This is a genomic window from Streptomyces sp. NPDC057253 (assembly GCF_042669125.1).
GTDB lineage: Bacteria > Actinomycetota > Actinomycetes > Streptomycetales > Streptomycetaceae > Streptomyces.
In genome coordinates, this window is the sequence record NZ_JBHUXV010000018.1 from 66,620 (window position 1) to 90,641 (window position 24,022).

The 24,022-nt window shown below is 70.9% G+C and carries 21 protein-coding genes; 11 read left to right on the top strand and 10 right to left on the bottom strand.

Annotated elements, in window-relative coordinates:
* The first annotated feature begins 235 nt into the window (after nucleotides 1-235).
* Together ACFULQ_RS12790 and ACFULQ_RS12795 are read left to right on the top strand one after the other, a co-directional pair.
* The gene (locus tag ACFULQ_RS12790) at nucleotides 236-3,202 is read left to right on the top strand and encodes a BTAD domain-containing putative transcriptional regulator (protein ID WP_383542055.1); all 2,967 of its coding nucleotides are present in this window, start codon (nucleotides 236-238) and stop codon (nucleotides 3,200-3,202) included.
* Between the two features lie 308 nt (nucleotides 3,203-3,510).
* The gene (locus ACFULQ_RS12795) at nucleotides 3,511-6,279 is read left to right on the top strand and encodes an AAA family ATPase (protein WP_383542058.1); all 2,769 of its coding nucleotides are present in this window, start codon (nucleotides 3,511-3,513) and stop codon (nucleotides 6,277-6,279) included.
* Nucleotides 6,280-6,335: 56 nt separating this feature from the next.
* Here ACFULQ_RS12795 and ACFULQ_RS12800 read toward each other — a convergent pair whose 3' ends face one another.
* On the bottom strand, nucleotides 6,336-7,547 hold the full coding sequence (locus ACFULQ_RS12800; RefSeq protein WP_383542061.1) for an IS110 family transposase: 1,212 nt from the start codon (nucleotides 7,545-7,547) through the stop codon (nucleotides 6,336-6,338).
* Between the two features lie 311 nt (nucleotides 7,548-7,858).
* A complete protein-coding gene (locus ACFULQ_RS12805; protein ID WP_383542064.1) occupies nucleotides 7,859-8,191 on the bottom strand; it encodes a hypothetical protein in 333 nt (110 codons plus the stop codon).
* Here ACFULQ_RS12805 and ACFULQ_RS12810 point away from each other — a divergent pair.
* Together ACFULQ_RS12810 and ACFULQ_RS12815 are read left to right on the top strand one after the other, a co-directional pair.
* Nucleotides 8,149-8,634 (top strand): hypothetical protein, encoded by a 486-nt coding sequence (locus ACFULQ_RS12810; RefSeq protein ID WP_383542067.1) that lies wholly within the window; start codon nucleotides 8,149-8,151, stop codon nucleotides 8,632-8,634. The two genes, ACFULQ_RS12805 and ACFULQ_RS12810, sit on opposite strands and share 43 nt — an antisense overlap.
* A gap of 10 nt (nucleotides 8,635-8,644) precedes the next feature.
* On the top strand, nucleotides 8,645-9,472 hold the full coding sequence (locus ACFULQ_RS12815; protein WP_383542069.1) for an aminoglycoside phosphotransferase family protein: 828 nt from the start codon (nucleotides 8,645-8,647) through the stop codon (nucleotides 9,470-9,472).
* Here the strand turns inward: ACFULQ_RS12815 and ACFULQ_RS12820 are convergent.
* The 5 genes from ACFULQ_RS12820 to ACFULQ_RS12840 form a co-directional block, all read right to left on the bottom strand.
* Complete coding sequence (locus ACFULQ_RS12820) at nucleotides 9,451-9,672, bottom strand: hypothetical protein (protein ID WP_383542072.1); 222 nt, start codon at nucleotides 9,670-9,672, stop codon at nucleotides 9,451-9,453. The two genes, ACFULQ_RS12815 and ACFULQ_RS12820, sit on opposite strands and share 22 nt — an antisense overlap.
* Nucleotides 9,673-9,804: 132 nt before the next feature.
* A complete protein-coding gene (locus ACFULQ_RS12825) occupies nucleotides 9,805-10,341 on the bottom strand; it encodes a hypothetical protein (protein WP_383542075.1) in 537 nt (178 codons plus the stop codon).
* 21 nt (nucleotides 10,342-10,362) lie between these two features.
* Complete coding sequence (locus tag ACFULQ_RS12830; protein WP_383542077.1) at nucleotides 10,363-11,883, bottom strand: aromatic amino acid lyase; 1,521 nt, start codon at nucleotides 11,881-11,883, stop codon at nucleotides 10,363-10,365.
* Nucleotides 11,880-12,827: a 3-hydroxyacyl-CoA dehydrogenase family protein gene (locus ACFULQ_RS12835; RefSeq protein WP_383542079.1), complete on the bottom strand. Its 948-nt coding sequence runs from the start codon at nucleotides 12,825-12,827 to the stop codon at nucleotides 11,880-11,882. Before ACFULQ_RS12835 ends, ACFULQ_RS12830 begins: the two co-directional genes overlap by 4 nt.
* Nucleotides 12,824-13,552 carry a GntR family transcriptional regulator gene (locus tag ACFULQ_RS12840; RefSeq protein WP_383542081.1) on the bottom strand — a complete coding sequence of 243 codons (729 nt, stop codon included), beginning with the start codon at nucleotides 13,550-13,552 and terminating at the stop codon, nucleotides 12,824-12,826. The genes ACFULQ_RS12835 and ACFULQ_RS12840 overlap by 4 nt, the downstream gene beginning before the upstream one ends.
* Nucleotides 13,553-13,574: 22 nt before the next feature.
* On the opposite strand from ACFULQ_RS12840, the gene hutU reads away from it, so the two are divergent.
* Nucleotides 13,575-15,233: a urocanate hydratase gene (hutU, locus tag ACFULQ_RS12845; RefSeq protein WP_383542084.1), complete on the top strand. Its 1,659-nt coding sequence runs from the start codon at nucleotides 13,575-13,577 to the stop codon at nucleotides 15,231-15,233.
* A gap of 203 nt (nucleotides 15,234-15,436) precedes the next feature.
* Here the strand turns inward: hutU and hutH are convergent, their stop codons facing one another.
* Both hutH and ACFULQ_RS12855 read right to left on the bottom strand, forming a co-directional pair.
* The gene (hutH, locus tag ACFULQ_RS12850; RefSeq protein ID WP_383542087.1) at nucleotides 15,437-16,963 is read right to left on the bottom strand and encodes a histidine ammonia-lyase; all 1,527 of its coding nucleotides are present in this window, start codon (nucleotides 16,961-16,963) and stop codon (nucleotides 15,437-15,439) included.
* The gene (locus ACFULQ_RS12855) at nucleotides 16,960-17,961 is read right to left on the bottom strand and encodes an ornithine cyclodeaminase family protein (RefSeq protein WP_383542089.1); all 1,002 of its coding nucleotides are present in this window, start codon (nucleotides 17,959-17,961) and stop codon (nucleotides 16,960-16,962) included. Before ACFULQ_RS12855 ends, hutH begins: the two co-directional genes overlap by 4 nt.
* A 181-nt stretch (nucleotides 17,962-18,142) precedes the next feature.
* Here ACFULQ_RS12855 and ACFULQ_RS12860 point away from each other — a divergent pair, with 181 nt between their 5' ends.
* Genes ACFULQ_RS12860 through ACFULQ_RS12875 form a run of 4 tightly spaced genes read left to right on the top strand, consistent with a single transcriptional unit; the run spans nucleotide 18,143 to nucleotide 21,593 of the window.
* On the top strand, nucleotides 18,143-19,273 hold the full coding sequence (locus tag ACFULQ_RS12860; RefSeq protein WP_383542092.1) for an ABC transporter ATP-binding protein: 1,131 nt from the start codon (nucleotides 18,143-18,145) through the stop codon (nucleotides 19,271-19,273).
* Nucleotides 19,270-19,935, top strand: a complete 666-nt coding sequence (locus tag ACFULQ_RS12865) for an ABC transporter permease (RefSeq protein ID WP_383542096.1) — start codon at nucleotides 19,270-19,272, stop codon at nucleotides 19,933-19,935. The genes ACFULQ_RS12860 and ACFULQ_RS12865 overlap by 4 nt, the downstream gene beginning before the upstream one ends.
* A complete protein-coding gene (locus ACFULQ_RS12870; RefSeq protein WP_383542099.1) occupies nucleotides 19,932-20,621 on the top strand; it encodes an ABC transporter permease in 690 nt (229 codons plus the stop codon). The genes ACFULQ_RS12865 and ACFULQ_RS12870 overlap by 4 nt, the downstream gene beginning before the upstream one ends.
* 48 nt (nucleotides 20,622-20,669) lie before the next feature.
* On the top strand, nucleotides 20,670-21,593 hold the full coding sequence (locus ACFULQ_RS12875; RefSeq protein ID WP_383542193.1) for an ABC transporter substrate-binding protein: 924 nt from the start codon (nucleotides 20,670-20,672) through the stop codon (nucleotides 21,591-21,593).
* Nucleotides 21,594-21,885: 292 nt separating this feature from the next.
* Here ACFULQ_RS12875 and ACFULQ_RS12880 read toward each other — a convergent pair whose 3' ends face one another.
* Nucleotides 21,886-22,374: a carbonic anhydrase gene (locus ACFULQ_RS12880; RefSeq protein ID WP_225827076.1), complete on the bottom strand. Its 489-nt coding sequence runs from the start codon at nucleotides 22,372-22,374 to the stop codon at nucleotides 21,886-21,888.
* Between the two features lie 375 nt (nucleotides 22,375-22,749).
* On the opposite strand from ACFULQ_RS12880, the gene ACFULQ_RS12885 reads away from it, so the two are divergent.
* Together ACFULQ_RS12885 and ACFULQ_RS12890 are read left to right on the top strand one after the other, a co-directional pair.
* On the top strand, nucleotides 22,750-23,271 hold the full coding sequence (locus ACFULQ_RS12885; RefSeq protein WP_383542102.1) for a cupin domain-containing protein: 522 nt from the start codon (nucleotides 22,750-22,752) through the stop codon (nucleotides 23,269-23,271).
* A 142-nt stretch (nucleotides 23,272-23,413) separates the two neighbouring features.
* Nucleotides 23,414-24,013, top strand: coding sequence for an isochorismatase family protein (locus ACFULQ_RS12890; protein WP_383542105.1), 600 nt, complete (start codon nucleotides 23,414-23,416; stop codon nucleotides 24,011-24,013).
* Nucleotides 24,014-24,022 lie beyond the last annotated feature (9 nt).

The following is a 24,022-nucleotide window of genomic DNA, read 5'->3' on the forward strand; positions in this document are numbered from 1 at the left end:
GAGCCCGGACATGCCCTCGCCCAGCTGAACACGTCGAGCACCACGGTCATCGATCCCCCAGTCCCGAGGCCCCGACCCACCCTCACCGCCTGCCGCCCGATGGGCGTGCCGACTGTGTCGTCAGGGACCTTTCCCCAGCTCACAGTACCCCGACCCGCAGGGTGAAGGCGGGTTGTCTCATGCCCACGGCCAGTACAGGGCTGCGGCCGCGGCCGGCCGTCCTAGAATCCGAACCGTGCGCTTCACAGTCCTGGGGCCCGTCAGAGCCTGGCGCGGCGAAACGGAGCTGCAGCCCGGGCCGCCCAAGAGGCGGGCTCTGCTGGCCCTGCTCCTGGCGCGCGCCGGAGAGCCCGTTCCGATCCACGAGATCGTCGACGTGCTCTGGGGCGAGAACGCGTCGGCCGGCTCCGTCAATGCGGTGCACCGTCATGTGGGGGCGCTGCGCCGCCTGTTGGACACGGATCCGTCGGGACACACCACGCCGAGCCGACTCGTGCGCGGCTCCGGAGGGTACCGCCTGATACTCGCTGCGGGGGAACTCGACCTCCAGCGTTTCCGTGCCCTGCGCGACGAGGCGCGTGCGGCCCGGGATCTGGGCGACCCGGCCCGAGCCGCCGCATCACTGATCGAGGCACTCGCCCTGTGGCGCGGCCCCACGGCGTCAGGGATCGCGCCGGAAGTCCGCGCGCATCCCGCGTTCGCGGCGGTGGACCGGGAGCATCCCGCCGCGGTGAAGGAAGCCGCCGCGGCGGCCCTCGAAGCCGGACCGGCACTCGCCCGGCAGATGCTGCCGATCCTCAGACAGACGGCCGCGGCCCACCCCTTGGACGAGGTGCTCCACGCCAGTCTCGTCACAGCGCTCGCGGTGACCGGACACCGGGCCGAGGCGCGCAAGGCCTACCGGGACATCACCACAAGACTCGTCGACGAGCTGAGTCTTGACCCGGGCCCGGAACTTCGGGCCGCCGAGGCGCAGTTGCCGCGCAGCACCGCCTCCACGCCACCGGGCGGGCCGGAGACCGGGAACAGCGCTCGCAGCGGTGCAGAGCCCGAACCGCCCCAACTGCCGTACGGCGAAGTCCCCGACACCGAGGCTTCCACCAAGGGAACAGGTCCAGCAGACGGTACGACGCGGAAGCGCCCCGTCCAACTCCCGCCCGACCTCAGCATGTTCACCGGCCGCAGCGCGGAACTGAGGCGGGTGCACGCACTCCTGTCGCCGTCGGACGACCGGCCGAACACCGTGGTGATCAGCGCGATCGGCGGCATGGCGGGCGTCGGCAAGACCAGCCTGGCGGTGCACTGGGCCCACCAGATCGCCGACCGCTTTCCCGACGGCCAGCTCTACGCCGACCTGCGCGGCTTCGACCGGTCCGGCTCGGTCGCGGATCCCGCGGAGGTGATCCGCGGCTTCCTCGACGCCCTGGGCGTCCCCGCACACCGCATACCGGTCGGCCTCGACGCCCAGGCCGCCCTCTACCGGACACTGCTGGCCGGTCACCGCGTCCTGGTGCTGCTGGACAACGCGCGCGACACGGAACAGGTCCGCCCGCTCCTGCCGGGCTCCGCCGGCTGCCTGATCGTCGTCACGAGCCGCAACCACCTGCACGGACTGGTCGTCGCGGACGGCGCCCATCCCCTCTCGCTGGACCTTCTGACAGCCGCGGAGTCCAGAGAGTTCCTCGTGAGGCGACTCGGCACGAGGCGAGTGGCCGAGGAGCCGGCGGCCGCTGACGAGATCGTCGCACTGTGCGGCTCCCTGCCACTGACCCTGGCCCTCGTCACTGCCCGTGCCGCGGCCCGTCCGGACCGGAGCTTGTCCTCCGTCGCCGGGGAGTTGCGCGAGACCCGCGGCAGCCTCGCCGCCTTCACCCACGACGACGGCGCCCCCGACCCCCGCACGGCGTTCTCGTGGTCCTACGACGCTCTCACCCCGGGTGCGGCACGGCTGTTCCGGCTCCTGGCGCTGCATCCCGGCCCCGACGCGTCCACCGCCACCGCCGCCGTACTGCTGCGCCTGCCGCTCAAGGACACACGCCCCCTGCTCGCCGAACTCGTCGGCGCCCACCTGCTCACCCAGCGGTCGCCGGGCCGCTTCGGCTCCCACGAACTGCTGCGGATCTACGCAGGCGAACTGACGGAGTCGTACGACACTCCCGAGGAGCGGAACGCCGCACGGCACCGCCTGCTCGACCACCTCCTGCACACCGCTCACCGGGCCGACAGCCTGCTCGCACCCCACCGGGAACGTCTCACCCTGAGCTCGCCGGTCGCCCCCGTGGCCAGTCCGACAGCGTTCGACAGCGCCGAAGAGGCGGCAAGTTGGCTGACCGCTCAGAGTCCGGTCCTCCTCGCAGCCGTACTGGAAGCGGCCCGGTCCGGTTTCGGCACCCACTGCTGGCAGCTCGCAGCCACACTGGAACTCTTCCTCGACCGGCACGGCCGGTGGCAGGACCAACTGGTCGTGCAGGAAGCGGCGTTGCACGCGGCCGAGGAACTGGGCGACCTCTCGGGACGCGCTCACGCGCACCGGGCCCTGGGCTTTGTGCACGGTCGCCTGGAACACCCCGCCGAGGCACACGAACACCTGTCCACCGCGCTGGAACTGTTCGCCGCCACCGGCGACGCGCCCGGCCAGGGGCGCGTCCACCGCTACCTGGCCTTCCAGGCCAACCGCCAGGGCCTTCACCACGTGGCCCTCGACCACTACCGCCAGGCGTACGCGCTGTACGAGGCGGCCGGTCATCGCAGCGGACAGGCGGGCATCCACAACGAGGTCGGCTGGACCCGCATTCTGCTCGGCGCGTACGAGGAAGCCCTCGCCGACTGCCGACGGGCGATCGCCATGAACCAGGAACTCGGCGACCGCAACGGAGAGGCCGCCGCATGGGACAGCCTCGGCTACGCCCACCACCACCTCGGGCAGTATCAACAGGCCCTCATCTGCTACGAACACGCGTTGACGGCGTACCGCGAGATCCACGACGACTACCTGGAAGCGGACACTCTCGTGCACATCGGTGACGCGTGGGAGGCCGACGGTTCCCAGGAGCGGGCGGCGGACGCCTGGCGGCAGGCGCTGCGGATCCTCGAGACCATCGCGCACCCGGACGCCGAGCACGTACGCGACAAGCTCCGGACCCTGGCGTCGCACGACGGGACGCCGCGCCGTCAGTCCGCGGTCGAGAGCACCGTTACGTAAGGCTCTGCAGCCGCACTCCTGGCGCGGAGTCGAGGACGGTCACCTTTCGGGCAGGGATTGTTCACAGGTTCTCCTCTAGCGTGCACAGCGTGCCGCCTGCTTCCGCCTCTTCGGTGCGTGGCCCGGCGGCCGCGAACGTGTTCCCGGACCGGCGGCGTCCACGCCGACGCGATCAACAGTTGCCCACCGCCGGCTGCCCGGCGGGCGGGGTTACGCGGACAGCGGTCAGGGCGTCGTAGGAGGCTCAGGAGAGTCGTTCGTGCGGTGGACGCCCGACATGGCGCCGCGCGCGAAGGGAGGAGGAGCTCATGGAGCGGTCCGGGGTTCACCACGCGGCAAGGCCGCCGATGGTCGGCCGGCACGCGGAGCGTGCGGCGATCGGAAGGCTGCTGGAATCGGTCCGCGACGGCTTCAGCGGAGCCCTGGTGCTCACCGGAGACGCGGGAGTGGGCAAATCCCGGCTGTTGGAGTACGCCGCGGAGTCCGCCCAGGACCTGACGGTCGTCAGGCTGGTCGGTGTGGAGGCCGAGACACGACTGGGCTACGGAGCCCTGTACCGGCTCCTGCGGCCCTACCTCGGCCGGTTGCCGGCTCTGCCTCAGCGTCAGCGTGACGCCCTGAACGCCGTGTTCGGGCTGACCGAGGCTGTGCCGTCCGACCGCCATCTGGTCGGGCTGGCCACATTGACGCTGCTGTCGGACGCGGCCCTGGTGTCGCCGATGCTGTGCCTGCTCGACGACGTGCAGTGGCTGGACCGCGAGTCGGCGGAGACCCTGGCGTTCGTCGGCCGGCGCCTGCACGCGGACTGCCTCGGGCTGTTGTTCGCCGGGCGCGACGGTACCGCCGGCCACGACGTCTTCGGCGCACTGCCGGTGCTGCGGCTGGAGGGGCTCTCGGACGCGGAGGCCATGGCCCTGCTGACCGCCGGCGTGAGCGGACACCTGGACCGGTCGGTCGCCGATCAACTCGTCGACGGCACCGGAGGCAACCCGCTCGCGCTCCTGGAACTGGCGGTGACCCTGGGCTCGGAACAGCTGGCCGGGGTCACTCCACTGCCCGAGCCGCTGCCGGTGAACCAGCAGCTGGAGGACCACTTCCGGCGGGCGGCCGCGCTGCTGCCCGCCGACACCCGGACCCTGCTGCTGCTCATGGCCACGACACCGACGGACGACCAGGCGACGCTGTGGCGCGCCGCCGGCACCCTGGGGCTGTCCGTCCGGTCCGCCACGCCCGCGGTCGACGCGGGGATACTGCACCGCGGGACCACCGTCGAATTCCGCCACCCGCTGATCCGGTCGGCCGTCCACTCGGCCGCGTCCGCCGAGGAGCGCCGCACCGTCCAGGTGGCGCTCGCGGCCACCAGCGCCCCCGAGCGCAGGGCCTGGCACCTGGCCGAGGCGACCGAGGGACCGGACGACCACGTGGCCGCGGAGCTCGAAGCCGCCGCCGAACTGGCCCGCACGCGTGGCGGATACTCCGAGCAGGCTCTGGTCCTGACCCGGGCGGCGGAGATGACCGTGCATCCCGGCAAGCGGGCCGAGCGGTTTCTCGCCGCGGCGGCGGCCCACCTCACCTCCGGCAATCTGCCGGCGGTCCAGCCGCTGCTCGAACTCGCCACCCCCGACCTGACCGGGCCGGTCGCCCGGGCCCGCGCGACACGGCTGCGAGCGTCGGCCGAGATGATCGGCTCCCGCCCCCGCGAGGTGCCCGCGATGCTCCTGGAAGCGGTGGCCGACCTGGGCGCCGACGATCCCGGGACGAGCTGGGACCTGCTGAGTGAGGCCACGTACGCCGCGCTCGTCGGCGGCCGGCTGATCACGGGCACGACCCCTCAGGAGGTCGCCAGGGCTGCCGCGGACGCCTGGCACGAAAGGGAGTTGCCGGCCTGGAGCCCCGACCCGCTGATGGCGGCGCTGGCGCGTTCGGTCGCCCATGGCTACGCCGCCGGAGCCCCGGCCCTGGCCGCGGCCCTGGCGCGGCTGCGCACCGCGGACGAGTTCCAGGAGCAGAATCCGCTCAGCGTCATGATCAGCGCCGCGGGCGACGAGTTGTGGGACATCGAAGCCAAGCGGGAGATCCTCGGGAAACTGGTGACGGTGGACCGCCGTCGCGGAGCGCTCCACGGGCTCATCATGGCGTTGCTCGCCCTGTCCACCGTGGAGATCTGGGACGGCCGCTTCGCCGCCGCCGAGAGCTGTTACGACGAGGCGTACGGCTACATGGCCGCGACCGGATACAGCGAGTCGGGAGACTTCCACAAGGCACTGCTGTACGCCTGGACCGGGCAGGAAGCGGAGTTGCGGGCCGCGGTCGCCACGATGCGCGCCTACTCCGAGCACTTGGGGATCGGAATGACGTTCCGGTGGATCGGCCAGGCCCTGAGCATCTTCGAGATCGGCCGTGGGCGGTACCGGGAGGCGCTGGACGCCCTGCTCGCGGTGTTCACCGACCACCCGTTGATCCTGGGCGACATCAATCTCGCCGGAATGGTCGAGGCCGGGCTGCGGGCCGGCGACCGAGAGGCGGCCGCCATGGCCATGGAGCGCATGGAGGAGCGCGCTCCGCTGGCCGGAACCCCGTGGGCGTTGGGCCTGCTCGCGCGCTGCCGGGCCCTGATGACCGACGACGACGGAGCCGAGCAGCTGTACGAGGAATCGATCGCGCAGCTCGGCAAGGTCCCGGTGGCCGTGGAGTTGGCATGGTCGCGCCTGCTGTTCGGCGAGTGGCTGCGCCGCCGCAGGCGTCGTGCCGACGCGAGGGTCCAACTGCGGGCCGCGTACGAGTCCTTCGAGTCCTGGGGAGCCGCGCCTTTCGCCGAGCGGGCGAGGGTGGAGCTGCTGGCCACGGGGGAGAGGGCACGCAAACGAACGGTCGACACCCAGTTCGACCTCACCCCGCAGGAACGTCACGTGGCGACACTCGCGGCGTCCGGGTTGACCAACCCGGAGATCGCCACCCAGTTGTTCGTCACCACGTCCACCATCGAATTCCACTTGAGCAGGGTGTTCCGCAAACTCGGGATCACGTCGCGCAGGCAGATCGGGCGCAGGCTGGGGGAGACGGATTCCGGCGATTGACACGATCGCCGCCGGGGGGGTGCTTCTATCTGTTCGGTCAAGGTCTTTGGGCTTGGTCAGGCTGTTTGTTCGTGCCCGGGTTGGTAGAGGGTGCGGTGTTTGAGCATGGCGTGCAGGACGTCGACGCGGCGTCGTGTGAGGCAGATGAGGGCTGCGTTGTGGCGCTTCTTCTCGGCGCGCTTCCTGTCGTAGTAGGCCCGCGATTCGGGGCTGCTCAGCGAGGCGAACGAGGCCAGGAACAGGGCCCGTTTGAGCATCCTGTTGCCGCCGCGGGGCGGTCCTTCGCCCCGGATGGAGGTTCCCGAACGACGGGTTGTGGGGGTCAGTCCCGCGTAGGAGGCCAGGTGGGCGGCGGTAGGGAATGCGCTGGCGTCGCCGACCTCGGCCAGGATGCGGGCACCGGTCCTGACCGCGACCCCGGGCATGGAGGTCAGGACCTTCGCGAGAGGGTGCGCCTCCAACAGGGCTGCGACGCGGGTCTCCAGGACTTCGCGGCGCTTGAGGAGGACCGCGAGGGCCTCGGCCAGGCCGGAGACGATCTCTCCCGCCGAGGCGGTGCCGGGAACCGTGACGGTCTGCTCGGCCAGGGCGGCGGTGATCTGTCCGGCCAGGGTGTGGGCACTGCGCATCCGCGGAGCCGCCTGGAGCATGACCTGTGCGATCTGTTCGGTGCCGGCCTGGGCCAGCTGGTCCGGGGAGCCGAAGGTCTGCAGCAGGGCCAGGACGGCCGGGTGGCGCAGTCGGGGCCCCAGGACGCCTTCGAGGGCGGGGTGGATGGAGGTGAGCAGTCCGCGCAGCCGGTTGGAGGTGCGGGTGGCGTCCTGGGCGAGGTCGTCGTCGTATCCCAGGACCATGGTCAGTTCGGCTCGCACGCCTTCGGCCGGGTCGATGGGGTGCAGCAGGTGGGGCATGGTGCGGGCGGCATCGGCGATGACATAGGCGTCGCGGGCGTCGGTCTTGCCGGTGCCGGGGTGCAGGTCGGCGAGCCGGCGCATCGACAGGCCCGGGAGATAGGCGACCTGGCATCCACAGGCGCGGGCGACGGTCACCGCCAGGGTGCCGATGGAGGCCGGCTGGTCGACCACGACCAGGACTTTCCCCTTGCGCTCCAGGCGGGCGAACAGCGCCCGCAGCTGGGGCTCGCCGTTGGGCAGCGGCTTGTCGAAAGTGATGCGGCCGTCGGCCAGCAGGGCCGTGCCGTGATGGGTGGACTTGCCCACGTCCAGGGCGCAGAACACGTCGATCGAGGTGAAGTCGTTTCTAATCACCGGGCTTTCCCTCCCCGGAGTCACAACCGGTGGCCAACCCGGGCACCGGAGATCGGCAGCCACATTACGCAGCCCTGCCCGAAGGCGGACACGCTTCCATCAGCGACTATCCGGTGCTGCCAGGACCGGCGACAGCACCCCCCGGATCATCAAGGACAGGGGCAGCGAGTCATACCGGGCCTGGAGGCCACGAGCCCGAACCAGGCTCTACAAGGAAGGTAATGGGCGGGGCGTCGGTGGCGGGGCGGGTCCGGCGTGACCCGCCACGCCGTGCGGGGCAGGGGGGTATTGCCCCGCGCATGGGGCGCCGGCTAACCGGCGATCTTCTGCTTGAGCTGTGCGATCCCGCCCTTGACCTTCTGCTCGGCCTCGCTGCGCTTGAGGTTGCGAGCCTCCTTCGCCTCCGCCTTCCGGATGCGGTCGGCGGCCTCCTCCATGGCCTTGAGCTCGGTGCGTACCGAGTCGGACGGGCGGCGTTCGAGGACGGCGTCGTAGTTCATGGCCAGTACGTCCAGGGCCTGGGGGTCGGATTCCCGGACCTCGGCGAGGATCGCGGTGCCGCCGGGCGGCATGTGCTGCGTGAAGAGGGTGACGGTGCCCGTTGCCTCCTCGGCCCGCTTGTAGTCGTAGCCGCTGCCGATCACCGCTCCGATGCCCTACCTCGTCACGGACACCGGCGTCCGCGACACCGAGGACCTGCGCGCCCCTGGGATTCCCCGTCTTCTCCCGCAGTGTCTGCATCAAGGGCACGGCTAAGGAGACGGTCGGACCGATGTGCGAACCGGTCACCGTCGGCGGTGTCCTCATCCGCCCCGGTGACGTGGTGCGCGCCGACGCCGACGGGGTGGTCGTCGTCCGCCGAGAGGACGCCGCGGAGGTCGCCACCGCGTCGAAGGAGCGGGTCGAGGCAGAGGCTGACCACATCGCCGCGTACCGGGCCGGCAGGACCGTCGCCGACACCTGCGGTCTCGCTCTGCGGCTCGCGGCGAAGGGGCTGGTGATCGAGGACTGCGGCGCGCCGCCGGCCCAGGCTGCCGGAGCACCGACGGCCGGGGCTGAGGTGCCGTGCGTTCGGACGGCTCGGTAGCGTGAACCGCGTGCCGAGTGAGGAAGTGATGCAGGACAGTGCCCATCGTCGGGTGGTGCGGGTCGGTGACACTGTTCGCAGACCCGTCCAGCCGTGGACGCCCACCATCCACGCGCTGCTGCGGCACCTGAGGGAAGTTGGCTTCGACTACGCGCCGCGGCCGCTGGGAATCGACGACGAGGGCCGCGAGGTCCTCACCTACATCGAGGGGGAATGCGGCCCGTCGAACTGGGCCAAGGTGGTGGACGACCAAGGTCTGAGGAACTTCGCCCGGCTGCTGCGCGACCACCACGCCGCCTGCAGCAGTTTTTCAGCTCCGCCGGACGCGACCTGGTCCACGGGCGCGGGCAGCCCAGGCGACGACGACGTCATCTGCCATGGGGACTTCGGCCCCTGGAACGTCGTCTGGCAGGGGAGCCGGCCGGTGGGCATCATCGACTGGGATTTCGCCCGCCCGGCACCACGCTTGCACGACGTGGCCTACGCCCTGGAGTACGTCGCTCCGTTCCGCGACGACGCCGAGTGCCTGCGCTGGCTTCACTACCCGGCGCCACCTGACCGCCGTTCGCGACTCAGGGACTTCTGCGACGCGTACGGCCTCGACTCCCCGGTGGGGATCGTCGACGCCGTCATCGCCAGACAGCAGGACAACGCCGCCCTGGTGCGCCGGTTGGCGGAGCAGGGACACGAGCCGCAGGCCACGTGGGCCGCCGATGGCTTCTTGACCGAACTCGACAACAGGATCGACTGGAGCAGGGCGCACCGGCATCTGTTCGACCAGCCGACCGCCGTCGCCCGTGCCTCTGGCTGTCGGTGTCAGTTCCAAGGCTCCCGGTAGGGGTTTTCGCCCAGCAACTTCGCTGCGGCCATGCAGAGATCTTCGCCGAAGATCTGGTTGCTGCCCCATGCGGAGCCCCACAGGTCGGTCGCGGCCTGGGCCACAGCGCGCCAGGAGTAGTCCTCCTCGCATCGCCACGTGCGGATCTGAGTAGCCATCTCCCGTGTGATCGTCGCCGTATCAACAGTGCTGTGCGTCATGCCGACGACCCTAGAGACGCTTCGGAGAAGGGGGCCACCGCATTACGCCTTCGCCCACCTCGACAACTCGCGCCCACGGACGGTCCGCCGTGACCTCGCCTTCCGCGACGCCGCCCTGGTCGCCAGCCCAGATCACCCGCCGATCGCCTTGAGGGCCTCAAGCAGCCGAGGGCTTGCGGGCGAGCCCTCGTCGGGTGGGCCCGGGGTGCGGTGGAGTTCGCCGTCGATGATCTCGTAGTGGCCGATGGCCTGCAGGGGCGGCGAGTAGACGTGGATGGTTATGGCACCCGCGTCGTGGTCCATCCGGTGGACGCCCGAGCCGGGGAAGGAGAACGACTCGCCTGGGCCGTACCGGCGGGCGCGGCGCGGGCCGCCCACCGGCAGCCCCTCCTGCCAGGCGGTGCCCTCGATCACGTGCACGCCGACACAGGAGCCCTGGTGGTCGTGGTAGCCGGTGTCGCGCGATTCCCACCAGGTGTTCAGCCACGCCTCGGAGTGCTCGTTGCGCCACAGCAGGACGTACGAGCCGGGGCCGGTGCGGTCGAGCGCGGCCGTGTCGACGAAGGCCGCCGCGCGGCGGGCCCGGTCCGCAGCTTCCTCGGGCCGGAACGGCCGCTCGGACGCACCGAGTTCGGCGAGGGCGGGGATGTCGATCGCGGTCGTGTCCATGTCGTCCTTCTGTGAGGCCTGCTAGGGGAGATCGTCGCCGGCGAGCCAGTCCTCGAGCGCGTCGAGATCGCCGTCCGGCGCCTCGCCCGCACCGACGAAAGGGACCGAACGCCGAGTCGCCGTATACGCACGGCGGGTCCCGTCGCCCAGGTCGCCGGCGTGCCCGCGGAGATCGACCGCCTGGGCGGCGCACATGAGCTCGACGGCGGCCAACCGCAAGGCCAGGCCGGCCATGTCGTGCAGGCGGCGGGCCGCGGTGGGGGCCATGGTGATCCGGTCCTCGATGCCGGCCGCGATGGCGCTGGTGGGCTGCTCCAGAGTGACGGGCTGTGCGAGCAGGCGCGCTTCGCCGGCCAGGCTCGCCGCGCCGTTGGCGACGATCGCCAGGCCGTCGTCGGGCGCGGTGGGGTCGGCGCGTAGCCCGGTCGGCAGGCCGGTGAAGGCCGAGTCGAGCAGCTTCTGCACCCGCTCGCCCGCGATGGTGACCGCCTGCGCGAGCCCGAGCCGCGCGTAGTCCAGCGCGATGGCGACCGGAGCGATGTCGTGGTTGCCGGTCGAGATGGCGCGGTCCTCGTCGACGAGCATGATCGGGCTGTCGCCGGAGGAGGCGAGTTCGGTCTCGATGACGCCGCCGCAGTGTGTGAGCGCCTGGCGGGCCGCACCGTGTGTCTGCGGCACCACCTTGAAGGCGAGGGGGTCCTGAATGGCGCGCGGCGGTGTCGTGCCGGTCAGCAGGGCGCCGCCCGACAGCAGTGCGCGCAGGCGGCCGATCGTCTCGTGGGCGCCGGTGTACGGGCGTACCCCCGCGACGGCCGGGTGGACGGCGTCGACGTTCCCGGTGAGGCCCTCCAGTGAGAGCGCCGCCGACACGTCCAGGGCCCGCACCGCCCGGGTCGCCCGTTCCATGGCCAGGCAGGCGATTCCGACCGAGAACGCGTTGCTGTTGACGATGGCGTGCGCTTCCCGTGGGCCGAGTTCTATCGGCTGGTAGCCCCCGGCGACCAGCGCCGCTCCGTCGTCGCCGTGGCCGATGAGCGCCAGGCCGATCTCGGCCATCTGGCTCAGGTCTGCCTGTCCGATCGAGCCGAGCAGGTGGACCCGGGGCGTCACGCCGGTGTCGAGGGCCTGGCAGAACGCGTCGGCGACCTCGGCCCGTACGCCCCCGACGCCGACCGCGAGCCCGGCGGCCCGTACGGCCATGGCGGCCCGCACGAACTCCCCGGGCGCGAGCTGCCCGTGACCCACTCGGTGCGCGCGCAGCAGCAGGCGCTGGAAGGCAGTCTGCCGGTCGGCCGGGATCGCCTCGGTCTTGATCGCGCCGACGCCGGTGGTGAGTCCGTAGACGGTGTCACCGCGGGCCAGTACCGCCTCAAGTGCGGTGCGGGAGACGCCCATTCGTTCGCGGGCGGCACGGCCGAGAACCACGCGGCGGCCGCGGGCCACCGCCACGACGTCGGCCGGAAGAAGCGGGCGGTCGCCCAACACGAGCGCGTCCTCGTCCGGTTCGGCAACGGCTTCCATCGGTTCGGCCACAGAGGTCATGCCCGCGCCTCCGCCAGCAGGGCGAGCATCGCGTCCCGCCGCGCCGCGATCTGCCGTACGGCGTCGGCCGGGTAGTCACCGAGCAGCCCCCGGCCGCCCTTCATACCGGTCGCACCAGCGCGCCGTGCCTCCCGCAGCAGTGCCGGCACCTCGGTCACGCGCGAAAGCTGCGGGAACAACTGCTCGGCCACTGCTTCGTGTACGTCCAGTCCCGCGGCGTCCATCGAGGCGAACGGGCCGATCGCCGCCCAGCGTGCGCCGAGCCCGGCCACGACGGCCCGGTCGACGTCCTCGGCCTCGCAGACGCCCTCCTCGACCAAGGCGTACGCCTCGCGCAGCAGCGCGTACTGCAACCGGTTGGCCACGAAACCCGGGTGGTCGCGGCGGAGCGTGATCGGCTCCTTGCCGATCGCCCGGGAAAGGGAGGCGAGCCGCGCCAAGGTGTCCGGAGCCGTCAGCGGTCCGCCCGTCACCTCGACGAGCGGCACGAGTTCGGCGGGGTTGAACCAGTGCCAGCTGGCGAAGAGTTCGGGGCGCTTGAGGCCTTCGGCGAGATCCGCCAGACGCAGCGAGGAGGTGTTGGTCGCCACGATTCCGTCGTCGGCGACGAGCGCTTCGGCACGGGCCAGCACGGCGCGCTTCGCCACCAGGTCCTCGGCGACCGACTCCACCGCCAGTGCGAACGGCCCGGGTGCGTCGCCGACGAGGACGGTCACCGGCCGTACGGATCCGCCGAGTTGACCTACCCGACGGCCGATCTCGTCCCGGGTCGGCGCGACCGCTTCCCGCCGCCGGACGAGGACGACCGTCTCGATGTCCGCGGCGGCGAGGCGGGCGGCGATGCCGGTGGCCATGGCGCCACCGCCGATGACCAGCACACGACCGAAGGACGAGCTCAACGGGCTCATCGCACTCAACGGGCTCATCGCACTCATCGGGCTCATCCCCAGAATCTCTGCTCGTCGAGATGGGCGAGCAGAATCTCCCCGGCGCCGCGGACGTGGTCGCGCATCACCCTGCGGGCGGCGTCCGGTGTGCGGGCGCGCAGGGCGGCGGCGATGGCCTGGTGCTCGTGGACGTTCATGGTCGTCAGAGCCGTCTCGTCATGGGCGATGACGCGCCAGACCAGGTCGCGGGGGAAGACCTGGGTGAGCCCTGCGATGGACTCGGTCAGGCGGCCGTTGCCGGCGGATCGGTGGATCAGGTCGTGGAAGGCGGTGTTCGCGCCCGTCACGGCCGCGTCCAGTTCCGCGTCGTCGATGCGACCCGCCGCGGCGACGGCTTCGGTGAGCCGCTCCTGCGTCCGCTCCAGCTCGTCCAGTTCCTCGGCGGAGGCCCGCTCGCAGGCCAGTGCGCACGCGAACGCCTCCATCTCGGCGCGGAGTTCGTAGACCTCGACGAGTTCCGCCCGGGAGGGGGTGCGCACCGTCGCACCCCGGTTGGGTGCCAGCTCGACCAGGTTGAGGGCCTGGAGCTGACGCAGCGCCTCGCGGATGGGCATCCGGCTGACCCCGAACCGCGTGGCCAGTTCCTCGTGTTGGAGGCGGGTGCCGAACGGCAGCTTCCCGTCGAGGATGTCGGCGCGCAGCCGGTAGGCGATCTGGTCGGCGAGGCTCGCGACGGCGAGCTGCTCACCCGGGGGCCGGGCGGACGACGGAGGCGGGCACATGCCCGGATACTAGATTGGATCCATGGATCCAATCAATGGTCACTTTGCCGGAAGGCGCGGCGTCCCGGCGCCCACCGGGGCCGAACTCCGGTGCCGTGGTTGGGAGCAGGAGGGCGTACTGCGCTGCTTCCTCAACACCCTCGACCCCGCCGTCGCCGAGGACTCCGCACGGCTCGTCGTCTACGGCGGCCGCGGCCGGGCCGCCCGCTCCTGGGAGGCGTACGACGCGATCGTCGCCGCCCTCGAACGCCTCGGCCCCGACGAGACGTTGATGGTGCAGTCGGGCAAGCCCGTGGCCGTGCTGCCGACCCACCCGGACGCGCCGCGCGTGCTGATCTCGACCGCCATGGTCGTGCCCGCCTGGTCGGACGAAGACGGCTTCCGGCGCCTGGAGGACGCCGGGCTCACCATGTACGGGCAGATGACCGCGGCCGCCTGGTTCTACATCGGCACCCAGGGCGTCCTCGGCTTCACCCACGAGACGTTCGCGGCCATCGCCCGCCGCCACTTCGGCGGCACCCTCGCAGGCCGCCGGGTGGTCACGGCCGGACTCGGCGGAATGGGCGGCGCGCAGGGTCTGGCCATCGCGAACCTGGGCGGCCGGGGTCTCATCGTCGAGGTCGACCCCGAGCGCGCGCGGCGCAGGCTCGACGCGGGCTGGGTCGACCGCATCGCCCCCGACTACGAGACCGCCGTCGCCGACCTCACCGGCTCGACCGACCCCGCCGCCATCGCGCTCGTCGGGAACATCGCCGAGATCCTGCCCCGGCTGGTGGCCGACCAGGTCGCCGTCGACATAGCGACCGACCAGACCGCCGCGCACGACCTCGACGCCGGCTATGTGCCCATCGGATACGGCCCGGACCCGGCACGCGTCCCCGATCTCGCCTACCGCGATGCCGTGGAGGCCTCGTTGCGCGCGCACGCGGACGCCCTGCTGGCGCTGCGCGATCGTGCGTCCGTCGTCTTCGAGTACGGCAACAACCTGCGCGCCCAGGCGGTGACGGCCGGAGCATCCCGGGCCGCCGAACTCCCCGGATTCGTCGCCGAGTACGTACGTCCGATCTTCGCGCGCGGCGTGGGGCCGTACCGCTGGGTCTGCCTCAGTGGCGACCCCGAGGACCTGCGCCGCAGCGAGGACGCCGTACTCGAAGTGGTGCAGTCGCCGTCCCTGGAACGGTGGTTCACGCTGGCCCGTGCCCGGGTCGCGCCGCAGGGGCTGCCCGCCCGGATCTGCTGGCTCGGCCTGGGGGAGCGGCACGAGGTCGGCCTGCGCCTCAACGACCTCGTGCGGCGCGGTGAGATCGGACCGCTGGCCCTGGGCCGGGACCACATGGACCCCGCCGCCGTCGCCTCGCCGTCCCGGGAGACCGAGGGCATGCTCGACGGCAGCGACGCGATCGCCGACTGGCCCGTCCTGGCCGCGCTGCTCAACGCCGCCCAAGGCGCGACCTGGGTGTCCGTCGGTAACGGCGGCGGTGTCGGGGTGGGCCGCAGCATCCACACCGGCCTCACCGTGGTCGCGGACGGCACCGAACTGGCGGAACGCAAGATCCGCCGGGTGTTCTGGACCGACCCCGCGCTGGGCGTGGCCCGTTACGCGGACGCCGGGTACGAGGAGGCCGCCCGCAGGGCTCGGGAGGCGGGACTCGATCTGGGCACGGTCAATCCTGCTGGGTGAGCAGCCGCCGCGGATCGGCGACCCGGAGGGCGTACGCCGCCCAGGCGGCGTGCACCTGGCTGCACGTCGAGATCGAGCAGAGGGGCGCAGGTGGGCGTCGAGCAGGGGCCCCTCGCCCGGGCCGGGGGCAGCCACTCCACGCCGTTCGCGGCGGACAGCGAGACAAGCGCCCGGCCCGGACGGTTGACGTACGTCGACGTCGGTCAGGACGCTCCTCCCACCAAGGCGCGCAGCGCGCTCCGCACATCGTCCGAAGCCAGGACGTCGCGGCTCACCGTCTCCACGTCCACCCCGTGCGGCCGGTCGTCGTCCAGAGGAGGCACGACCTTCCGGATCGCGCTGTGCAGGACCGCAGGCCCGCGTCCCAGGGCGGGCGGTGCCGCCAGATCCACCGCCTGCGTGGCGACCACGGCCTCCACGGCGAGCAGCTGACGCAGACGGGTGAGCATCGTGGTGAGTCGCCGTGCGCCGAGCGCGGCGTTGGTCGAGTCGTCCTCGACGGCGTCCGCGCCGTGCCGGGGGTCGGTGGACACGGGTGTGGACAGCATGCGGATCTCGGCGACGAGGGCCTGCGCCGTCTTGGTCAGCGGTGCGAAGCCGGAGCGCTCCGGGCCGTACGGGGAGAGGTTCGCGGGCAGTCCGCTGACGGCGGGGTCGAGCAGCCGCCGCATGCGCTCGGCGGAGATCGACGCGGTCTGGGTCAGGGCCAGGGCGAGGGTGTCGAAGGCGAGGGCCAGGGCCGGCGTGTGGAAGTTGCCGGACGAGAGGATCTCGCCGGAGTCCGCCAGCACCACCGGATTGTCTCCGCAGCCGTTCAGCTCGGGGTCCAGCGCGGCGTCGGCGAGATCCAGTGCCGTGTACGCGGAGCCGTGCACCTGCGCGGCGCAGCGCAGGCTCACGGGGTCCTGCACCCGCCGCGCCCGGCGGGGATCGCCCAGCTCACCGCCGTCCAGCAGAGCGAGCAGTTCGGCTGCCGCGCGGGACTGGCCGGGAGCGGGGCGCAGGCCCAGCACCCGGGCGTCGAGGGGGCTGGTGTTCGCCCGGAAGCCTTCGTAGGTCAGTGCCGTGACCGCCTGCGCCAGGGTGAGGACGGCGGCTGCCTCGTGCAGGGCGAGTGCTCCCTGCCCGGCGGCCAACGGGCTTGCGCTGCACAGCACATGGCCGTCCTTCGGGCCCAGTACGGCCGGGGTGAGACCGGCCCGGCGCAGTGCCGTGGCGCCGTCGAGCACCTCGCCGCCGAACTCCGCGCTGCCCTCGCCGATGACCACCAGACCGACATGGGCCATCTGGCACAGATCGGAGGCGCCGATCGAGCCGACCTCGGGGATCACCGGATGCACCCGTGCATTGAGCATGTCGACGAGCAGCCGCAAGATCTCCGGCCGCACTCCGCTGCCGCCGCCCGCGATGCCGTTGACGCGCGCGAGCACGGCGGCGCGTACGACGGGGGCGGGCAGCGGATCGCCGACCGCGTTGGCGCGCCCGCGCACCGTACGCACGCTGAACAGCTCCAGTTCGGCGCGCGGCAGTGCGTAGGACGAGCGGGTGCCCAGCCCTGTCGTCAGACCGTACGTCGGCACCTGGCGGTCGACCACGTCGTCCACGACGGCCCGTTCGCGCTCCAGCCGGGGCAACACCTCTCCCGTCAAGGCGACTTGGGCTCCGTGGCACGCGACGGCGACGACATCGTCGTAGGACAACGTTTTCCCGTCGACCGTGATCCCCGTCACGAGAACCGCAGCTTCTGGCCGAGACCGCGCTCCTCGGCCTTCCTCAGCATGGCCGCGCCCAGCGCGATGTCGGACAGGGAGAGGCCGCGGTGCCAGAACAGGTTGGTCTCCTCCGGGCTCTCGCGGCCGGGCTTCTTGCCGACGACGATCTCGCCCAACTCCCCGTGCAGGGTGTCCTTGTTGAGCTTGCCGGAGTCCACGTGCCGGCGCAGTGCGCCGAAGGGGCCGGCGTGTGCCTGGCCCCAGTCGTCCATCACGATCTTGTCCATGATGTCCGTGAGGTCGAACTCGACGGCGCTGTGCACGCCGTAGGGCACGACCAGTGAGCCGGGGGCGATCCATTCGGTCTTCAGCAGTGGCTCCGGGCGTTCCAGGCGGGACGCCTCCACCACGATGTCGGCGCCCTCCACGCAGCTCTTCCAGTCCTCGGTGACGGTCACGGGCCTGCCGAGTTCTCGTTGGAGGCGCTCGGCGAAGGCCTCGCGGCTCTCGGGGCGGCGCGAGTGGACGCGTATCTCGTCGAGGTCGAAGATCCGGTCGAGCAGCCGGACGTTCCAGTACGAGGTGGCGCGGGCGCCGATGTGCCCGAGCACCTTGGCGTCGGGGCGGGCCAGATGACGTGCCCCGAGCGCGGTGAGGGCACCGGTACGCATCTCGGTGATCGCGGTGGCGTCGAGCACGGCCACGGGCATGCCGCTGCGGGGGTCGAAGAGGTTGAGCAGAGCCATCTCGGAGGGCAGGCCCTGCCGGTAGTTGTCGACGTAGTCGCCCACGATCTTGACCCCGGCCAGCGCGAGCGGCGCGATGTAGCCGCGCAGGACGTTGAAGTGGCCGTTGAAGGCGGGATCGGGCATGAGGTGGACGCGCGGTTCGATGACCGTCTCCCCGAGGCCCTGGGCGCGCAGCCCGTCCTCGACGGCGTCGAGGATCTCGAGGTCGGTCAGTTCGAGCTGGTCGATGTCGGAGCCGTTCAGGAAGGTGAACCAGACCGGTTTCAAGGTGTCTCCCTACGTCTGAGCTGGCACTTTGCACGTCATATCGTGCGTGGGACCTGATCGTTCCGAGCGTCCCGGGAGTGATTTCGCACGAACGTAACGCGCCGTTTACAGCTGGGCATTGACTCGCCATTCAGTCACCCATAACTCTGCATGACCATATGCAGTCGGGTAAGGGGCAGCCTTGATCAGATTCGACGCGGTGAGCAAAAACTATCCAAACGGAACCACAGCCGTGGACGATTTGTCCCTGGAGTTGGCCGAGGGCGGCATCACGGTCCTGGTCGGTCCCTCCGGCTGCGGCAAGACCACGACCCTGCGCATGATCAACCGCATGGTGGAGCCGACGGCGGGGACGGTGAGCCTGCGCGGTCAGGACATCCGGGAGGTCCACGCCCCCGAGCTGCGCCGCGGCATCGGATACGTGATCCAGCACGCGGGGCTGTTCCCGCACCGCACCATCCTCGACAACATAGCCACCGTTCCGCTGCTGCTCGGCTGGAGCAAGAAGAAGGCGCGGGCGCGCGCGGCGGAGCTGCTGGAACTGGTGGGGCTGCCGGCCGAGATGGCCAAGCGCTACCCCAACCAGCTCTCCGGCGGGCAGCAGCAACGCGTCGGAGTGGCCCGGGCGTTGGGCGCCGACCCGCCGGTGCTGCTGATGGACGAGCCCTTCAGCGCCGTGGACCCCATCGTGCGGGCCGAGTTGCAGGCGGAGTTCATCCGGCTGCAGAAGGAGCTGCACAAGACGATCGTGTTCGTCACCCACGACATCGACGAGGCGATCAAACTCGGCGACAACATCGCGGTGTTCCGAACCGGCGGCAAGCTGGCCCAGTTCGACACCCCCGAGCGGCTGCTCGCCCATCCCGCCGACGACTTCGTGGCCGGCTTCGTCGGGCAGGACCGGGGCATCCGCCGGCTGTCCTTCGTCAAGGCGGCCGAAGTGCCGCTGCGCGACGGGCCGGTGCTGCCGGCGACCACGCCCGTGGCGCAGGCCCGGGCGACGGACGAGCCGTGGATCCTCGTCGTCGACGACGCCCGGCGACCGCTCGGCTGGGTCGCTGCCGCCGAACTGCCCAACGGCGGCACGCTCGCGGACGCGACGCTGACGCCACTGGGCCACACCTTCAGCCTCGTCGGCGACTCGGCGCGGGCCGCCCTCGACTCGGCTCTTCTGTCGCCCTCCCGGCTCGCGGTGGGCGTGGACGTGGACGGCGCGGTCATCGGCGTCGCCGACGCGTACGAGCTGTCCGCCGTCATAGCCGCCGCCGAGGCCCAGGCCACCGGAGGCAGGACGGGCGGTGGTGAAGCATGAATGACGGTGAGCCGCTGGTCCGTTGGGACTGGATCGGCGACCATGCGGGCGAGCTGGCCGACTACACCGGTGTCCATCTCAGACTGGGCCTGCTTCCGGTGCTGTTCGGGCTGATCATCTCGATTCCCCTCGGCATCCTGTGCCACCGCTGGCGATGGCTGTACCCGCCGGTCCTGACCGTGAACAACATCCTGTACTCGATCCCGTCACTGGCCCTGTTCATGATCTTCGTGAAGTACACCGGGCTGACGGAACGCACCGTGATGATCCCGCTGACGCTCTACACACTGTCGGTCCTGGTGCCCAACGTCGTGGACGGGCTGGCCTCGGTCCCCGAACCGGTCCGGCAGGCGGCCACCGCGATGGGATTCGGTCCGGTACGCCGTGTCGTCCAGGTCGAACTGCCCATCGCCGTACCCGTCGTCATCGCCGGCGTGCGTGTCGCCGCCGTCTCGTCCATCAGTCTCGTCGCCGTGGGACAGCTGATCGGACAGGGCGGGCTCGGGTACTACATCACCCGCGGCCTCCAACTCGACTTCCCCACCCCGATCGTCACCGCGATCGCCCTGATCATGCTGCTCGCGCTCACCACCGACGCCCTGCTCGTCCTGGCGCAGCGGCTGCTCACCCCGTGGTCCCGGAGCAAGGTGACGGCGTCATGAACGATCTCCTGAACCAACTCCGGCTCGTGGGCGACTGGTTGACGTCCTCCAAGCAGTGGCACGGCGCAGAGGGCATCCCCCAGCGGCTGCTGGAACACCTCACCTACAGCGGCCTGTCCCTGCTGTTCGCCGCCCTGATCGGGCTGGCGTTCGGGCTGCTGGTCGGGCACACCGGCCGCGGGGCGTTCGTCGTGGCCAGCGTGGCCAACCTCGCGCGGGCGATCCCCACCTTCGGCCTGGTCGTTCTCGTCGTCACCCTCGCCGGGCTCAGCACGACACCCGTGCTGATCGCCCTGATCGCGCTCGCGGTCCCGCCGATCCTCATCAACACCTTCGAGGGAGTCCGGGGCGTGGACCCCGCCACCAGGGACGCGGCCCGCGGGGTCGGCATGACCGAGTGGGAGGTCCTGGTGAAGGTGGAGGTGCCGATGGCGCTGCCGCTGATCCTCCTCGGACTGCGGGTCGCCGCCATCCAGGTCGTGGCCACCGCGACCGTCGCGGCCTACCCGGGTCTCGGCGGCCTGGGCCGCTTCATCGTCGACGGACTCTCCCGCAACGACTACGAGCTCGTCATCGGCGGCTCCACCGTCGTCGTCGTACTGGCGCTCCTCGTCCAGATCGCCTTCACCGCGCTGCAACGCGCCATCGTCTCGCCGGGCCTGCGGGTCTCGGCGTCCAGATCCTGAGTTTTTTGGGCTTCAGGGCCACTGAGAAAGGAAACACCCATGAGAGGCATGTACCGCGGCGCCGCCTTCGGCCTGATCACCGCACTCTCGCTGACCGCCTGCGGCAGCAGCGACTCCAGCGACAGCAATCCGCTGACGGGCAGCAGCAAGGACAGCGGCGGCAAGTCCCTCGTCGTCGGCTCGGCGAACTTCCCCGAGAACCAACTCCTCGCGGAGATCTACGCCGAGGCCCTGGAGGCCAAGGGCCTGAAGGTGACCCGCAAGTTCGACATCGGAGCCCGTGAGGTCTACTACGACCAGATCGTCAAGGGCGGCATCCAGGTCTTCCCGGAGTACAACGGCGCCCTGCTGGCCGTGGCGGTCGACAAGAACAGCACGGCGACCAGTACCGAGGACATCAACGCCGAGCTGAAGCAGAAACTCCCGTCGTCGGTGGCGATCCTCGACTCCGCCGAGGCCCAGGACAAGGACTCGGTCACGGTCACCGCCGAGACCGCCAAGAAGTACAACCTCAAGACCCTCGCCGACCTCAAGCCGGTCGCGGGCAAGTGGACGATCGGGGCCGGCTCGGAGTTCAAGACCCGCACCCAGGGCTGGGTCGGTCTGAAGAAGATCTACGGCGTCGAGTTCGGGAAGTTCCAGCCGCTCGACGCGGGCGCGCAGAGCACCCTGCTGAAGCTGCTGGAGTCGGACAAGGTGCAGGCCGCCAACATCTACACCACGGACCCGGCCATCGTCGCGGACAAGCTGGTGGTCCTGGAGGACCCGAAGAACCTCTTCTCCTCGCAGAACGTCACGCCCTTGGTCTACAAGTCCGCGGTCAACGACACGGCCAAGGCGGCCCTCAACGCCGTCTCGGCCAAGCTCACCACCGCCGACCTCCAGGACATGATGAAGAAGCTCGTCAACGACAAGGAGGACGCCAGCACTGTCGCGAAGGAGTGGCTGACGAATGCCGGCCTGGTGAGCTGACCGGTTCGCCAACGCATTGGCCGGCAGAGCAGACGAGTGGAGCTGCCGGCACCGACACGCCTTCCGGTGCCGGCACGTCCGCACGACTGCACCGGCGCAGCGTCGCATTTCGTGCTGCACGGGCCCGCGTACCCGGGCGACAGCCCGACGCGGCACCACCCGGCCGCTGTCAGGCCTACTGGAGTGCAGGGGGTCGGACATCGGCCGGGTCCAAGGACAGCGCGGTGCCGACCTACCCGCACAAACGAACCGCACGAGACGGTCGAGCGCACGTGCCGCGGAGGGAATCCGGTCAGCGGACTTCCGTGAGCCTGCCGGTGGCCACGTCGAAGACGAAGCCGCGGACGCGGTCCTTGTGGACGACGAACGGGTCGGCCTTGATCCGGGCGACGGACTGCCGTACGTCCTCCTCCAGGTCGGGGAACGCCTCCGCCGCCCAGGGCGGACGGATCCCGGTGTCCTTCTGGACCGCGTCCTTGAACCCGTCGTCGGTGAAGGTCAACATGCCGCAGTCGGTGTGGTGGATGAGGATGATCTCCTCGGTGCCGAGCAGGCGCTGGCTGATGGCGAGCGAGCGGATCTCGTCCTGGGTGACCACCCCGCCGGCGTTGCGGATGACGTGGGCTTCGCCGTCGTTAAGGCCGAGGATCGCGTAGACGTTCAGCCGGGCGTCCATGCAGGCCACGACGGCGAGTTGGCGGGAGGGCGGCAGCGGGAGCGGGCCGGAGAAGGTCTCGGCGTAGCGGGCGTTGTTGGCGAGCAGCTCATCGGTGACGGACATGACGGACCTCGGTTCTCTCGTACGGTGAAGGGCACAGGCGGGGTGATGGCGCGATGCGGGATCACGAGGCCCGGCGACAGAACCCGTCGAAGAGATACACACGACGCGAGGGCCAGAAGCCCGTCAGCGTGGCGCCCAAGGTCGGCATCCCCCCAGTGAACCCCTCAACCCCAGGCCAGGCAAGGGAATGGATGTTCGGCACCGGGGCCGCGACGGCCGTCGGACCGTCGTAGGACCCGCCGGACTCACCCGCTCGCTCGTCTCGCGGCACCCTTCCGCACAGGGTGCCCCTCGCATCTTGCGGGAACATTGCCGCAGGTGAAGCGCAATGGACCCCCATTGACACCCTTTCCGGCGTGGTCCTAGCGTCCAACCATGAGCGAGCCGCTGACCACCCCCGGCGAAGGTTTCCACCCTCATCTCCACGACACCGCGAGCCACCCGGAAACGCCCCTGCGCGCCCGGCTGCACCACATCCGCGCCGACCAACTCGACGGCGACACCGCCCAGTCCGGAGGCATGCGCAGGTTCGCCGCCGTCAGCGGCAAGACTGTCGGCTCCGAAAGGCTCTGGATGGGGCAGACCCACGTGGCCCCCTCGACCTCGTCCTCCGACCACCACCACGGCGAGTCCGAGACCGCCATCCACGTGCTGAGCGGACACCCAGAGTTCGTCTTCCTCGACGACTCCGACGGAACCCCGCAGGAGATCCGCCTGCGGACCTCTCCCGGCGACTACATCTTCGTTCCCCCGTACGTGCCCCACCGTGAGGAGAACCCGGACCCGGCGGAGGAGGCCGTGGTGGTCATCGCCCGTAGCACGCAGGAGGCGATCGTGGTGAACCTCCCGCACCTGTACGCCCTGGGAGGCGAGGGGGACACCGGCGTCCGGGTGTGAGCCGAGCCCGAGCCTGAGCCCCGGTGCCGGCCGCCCGCGTCGCACGACTCGTCCTGCCCCCTCTCGCCGTGACCGGATCGGTCCGGTTCAGGACCTGATGAGGCCTGTCGTCACTCCGGCCGCACCGTTCAGGCTGGGTGACATGACCCGAGCACTGATCGTCATCGACGTCCAGGAATCCTTCCGCGCCCGCCCGCTGTGGGAGACCATCTCCGATCCGAAGATCGCCGACCAGGTGGACCGACTGGTCCAGCTCGCCCGCCGGGCCGGGGACCTCGTGGTGTGGGTCCTGCACTCGGAGCCCGGCAGCGGCGACGTCTTCGACCCCGCCCTCGGCCAGGTCCGGATCATGGAGGAGCTGGAGCGCCAGGACACGGAACCGCTGATCCACAAGACCTCGCACAACGCCTTCACCACCACCAACCTCCAGCAACTCCTCACCGAGCGCGGCATCCACGAACTCACCGTCTGCGGCATCCGCACCGAGCAGTGCGTGGAGACCACCACCCGGGTCGCGAGCGACCTCGGCTACCGGGTCACCTTCGTCACCGACGCCACCGCGACCAACCCGATCCCGCACCGCGACGCGCCCGCCGACCAGAGCACCGCCGAGCTGCTGGCGGACCCCCGCACCCTCAGCGCCGAGGAGATCATCACGCGTACCGAGTACGCGCTGGCCGGACGCTTCGCCACCATCGCCACGGTCGAGGAACTGGAAGCCGCGGCGGGTCAGCGGGCATGATGACCGGAT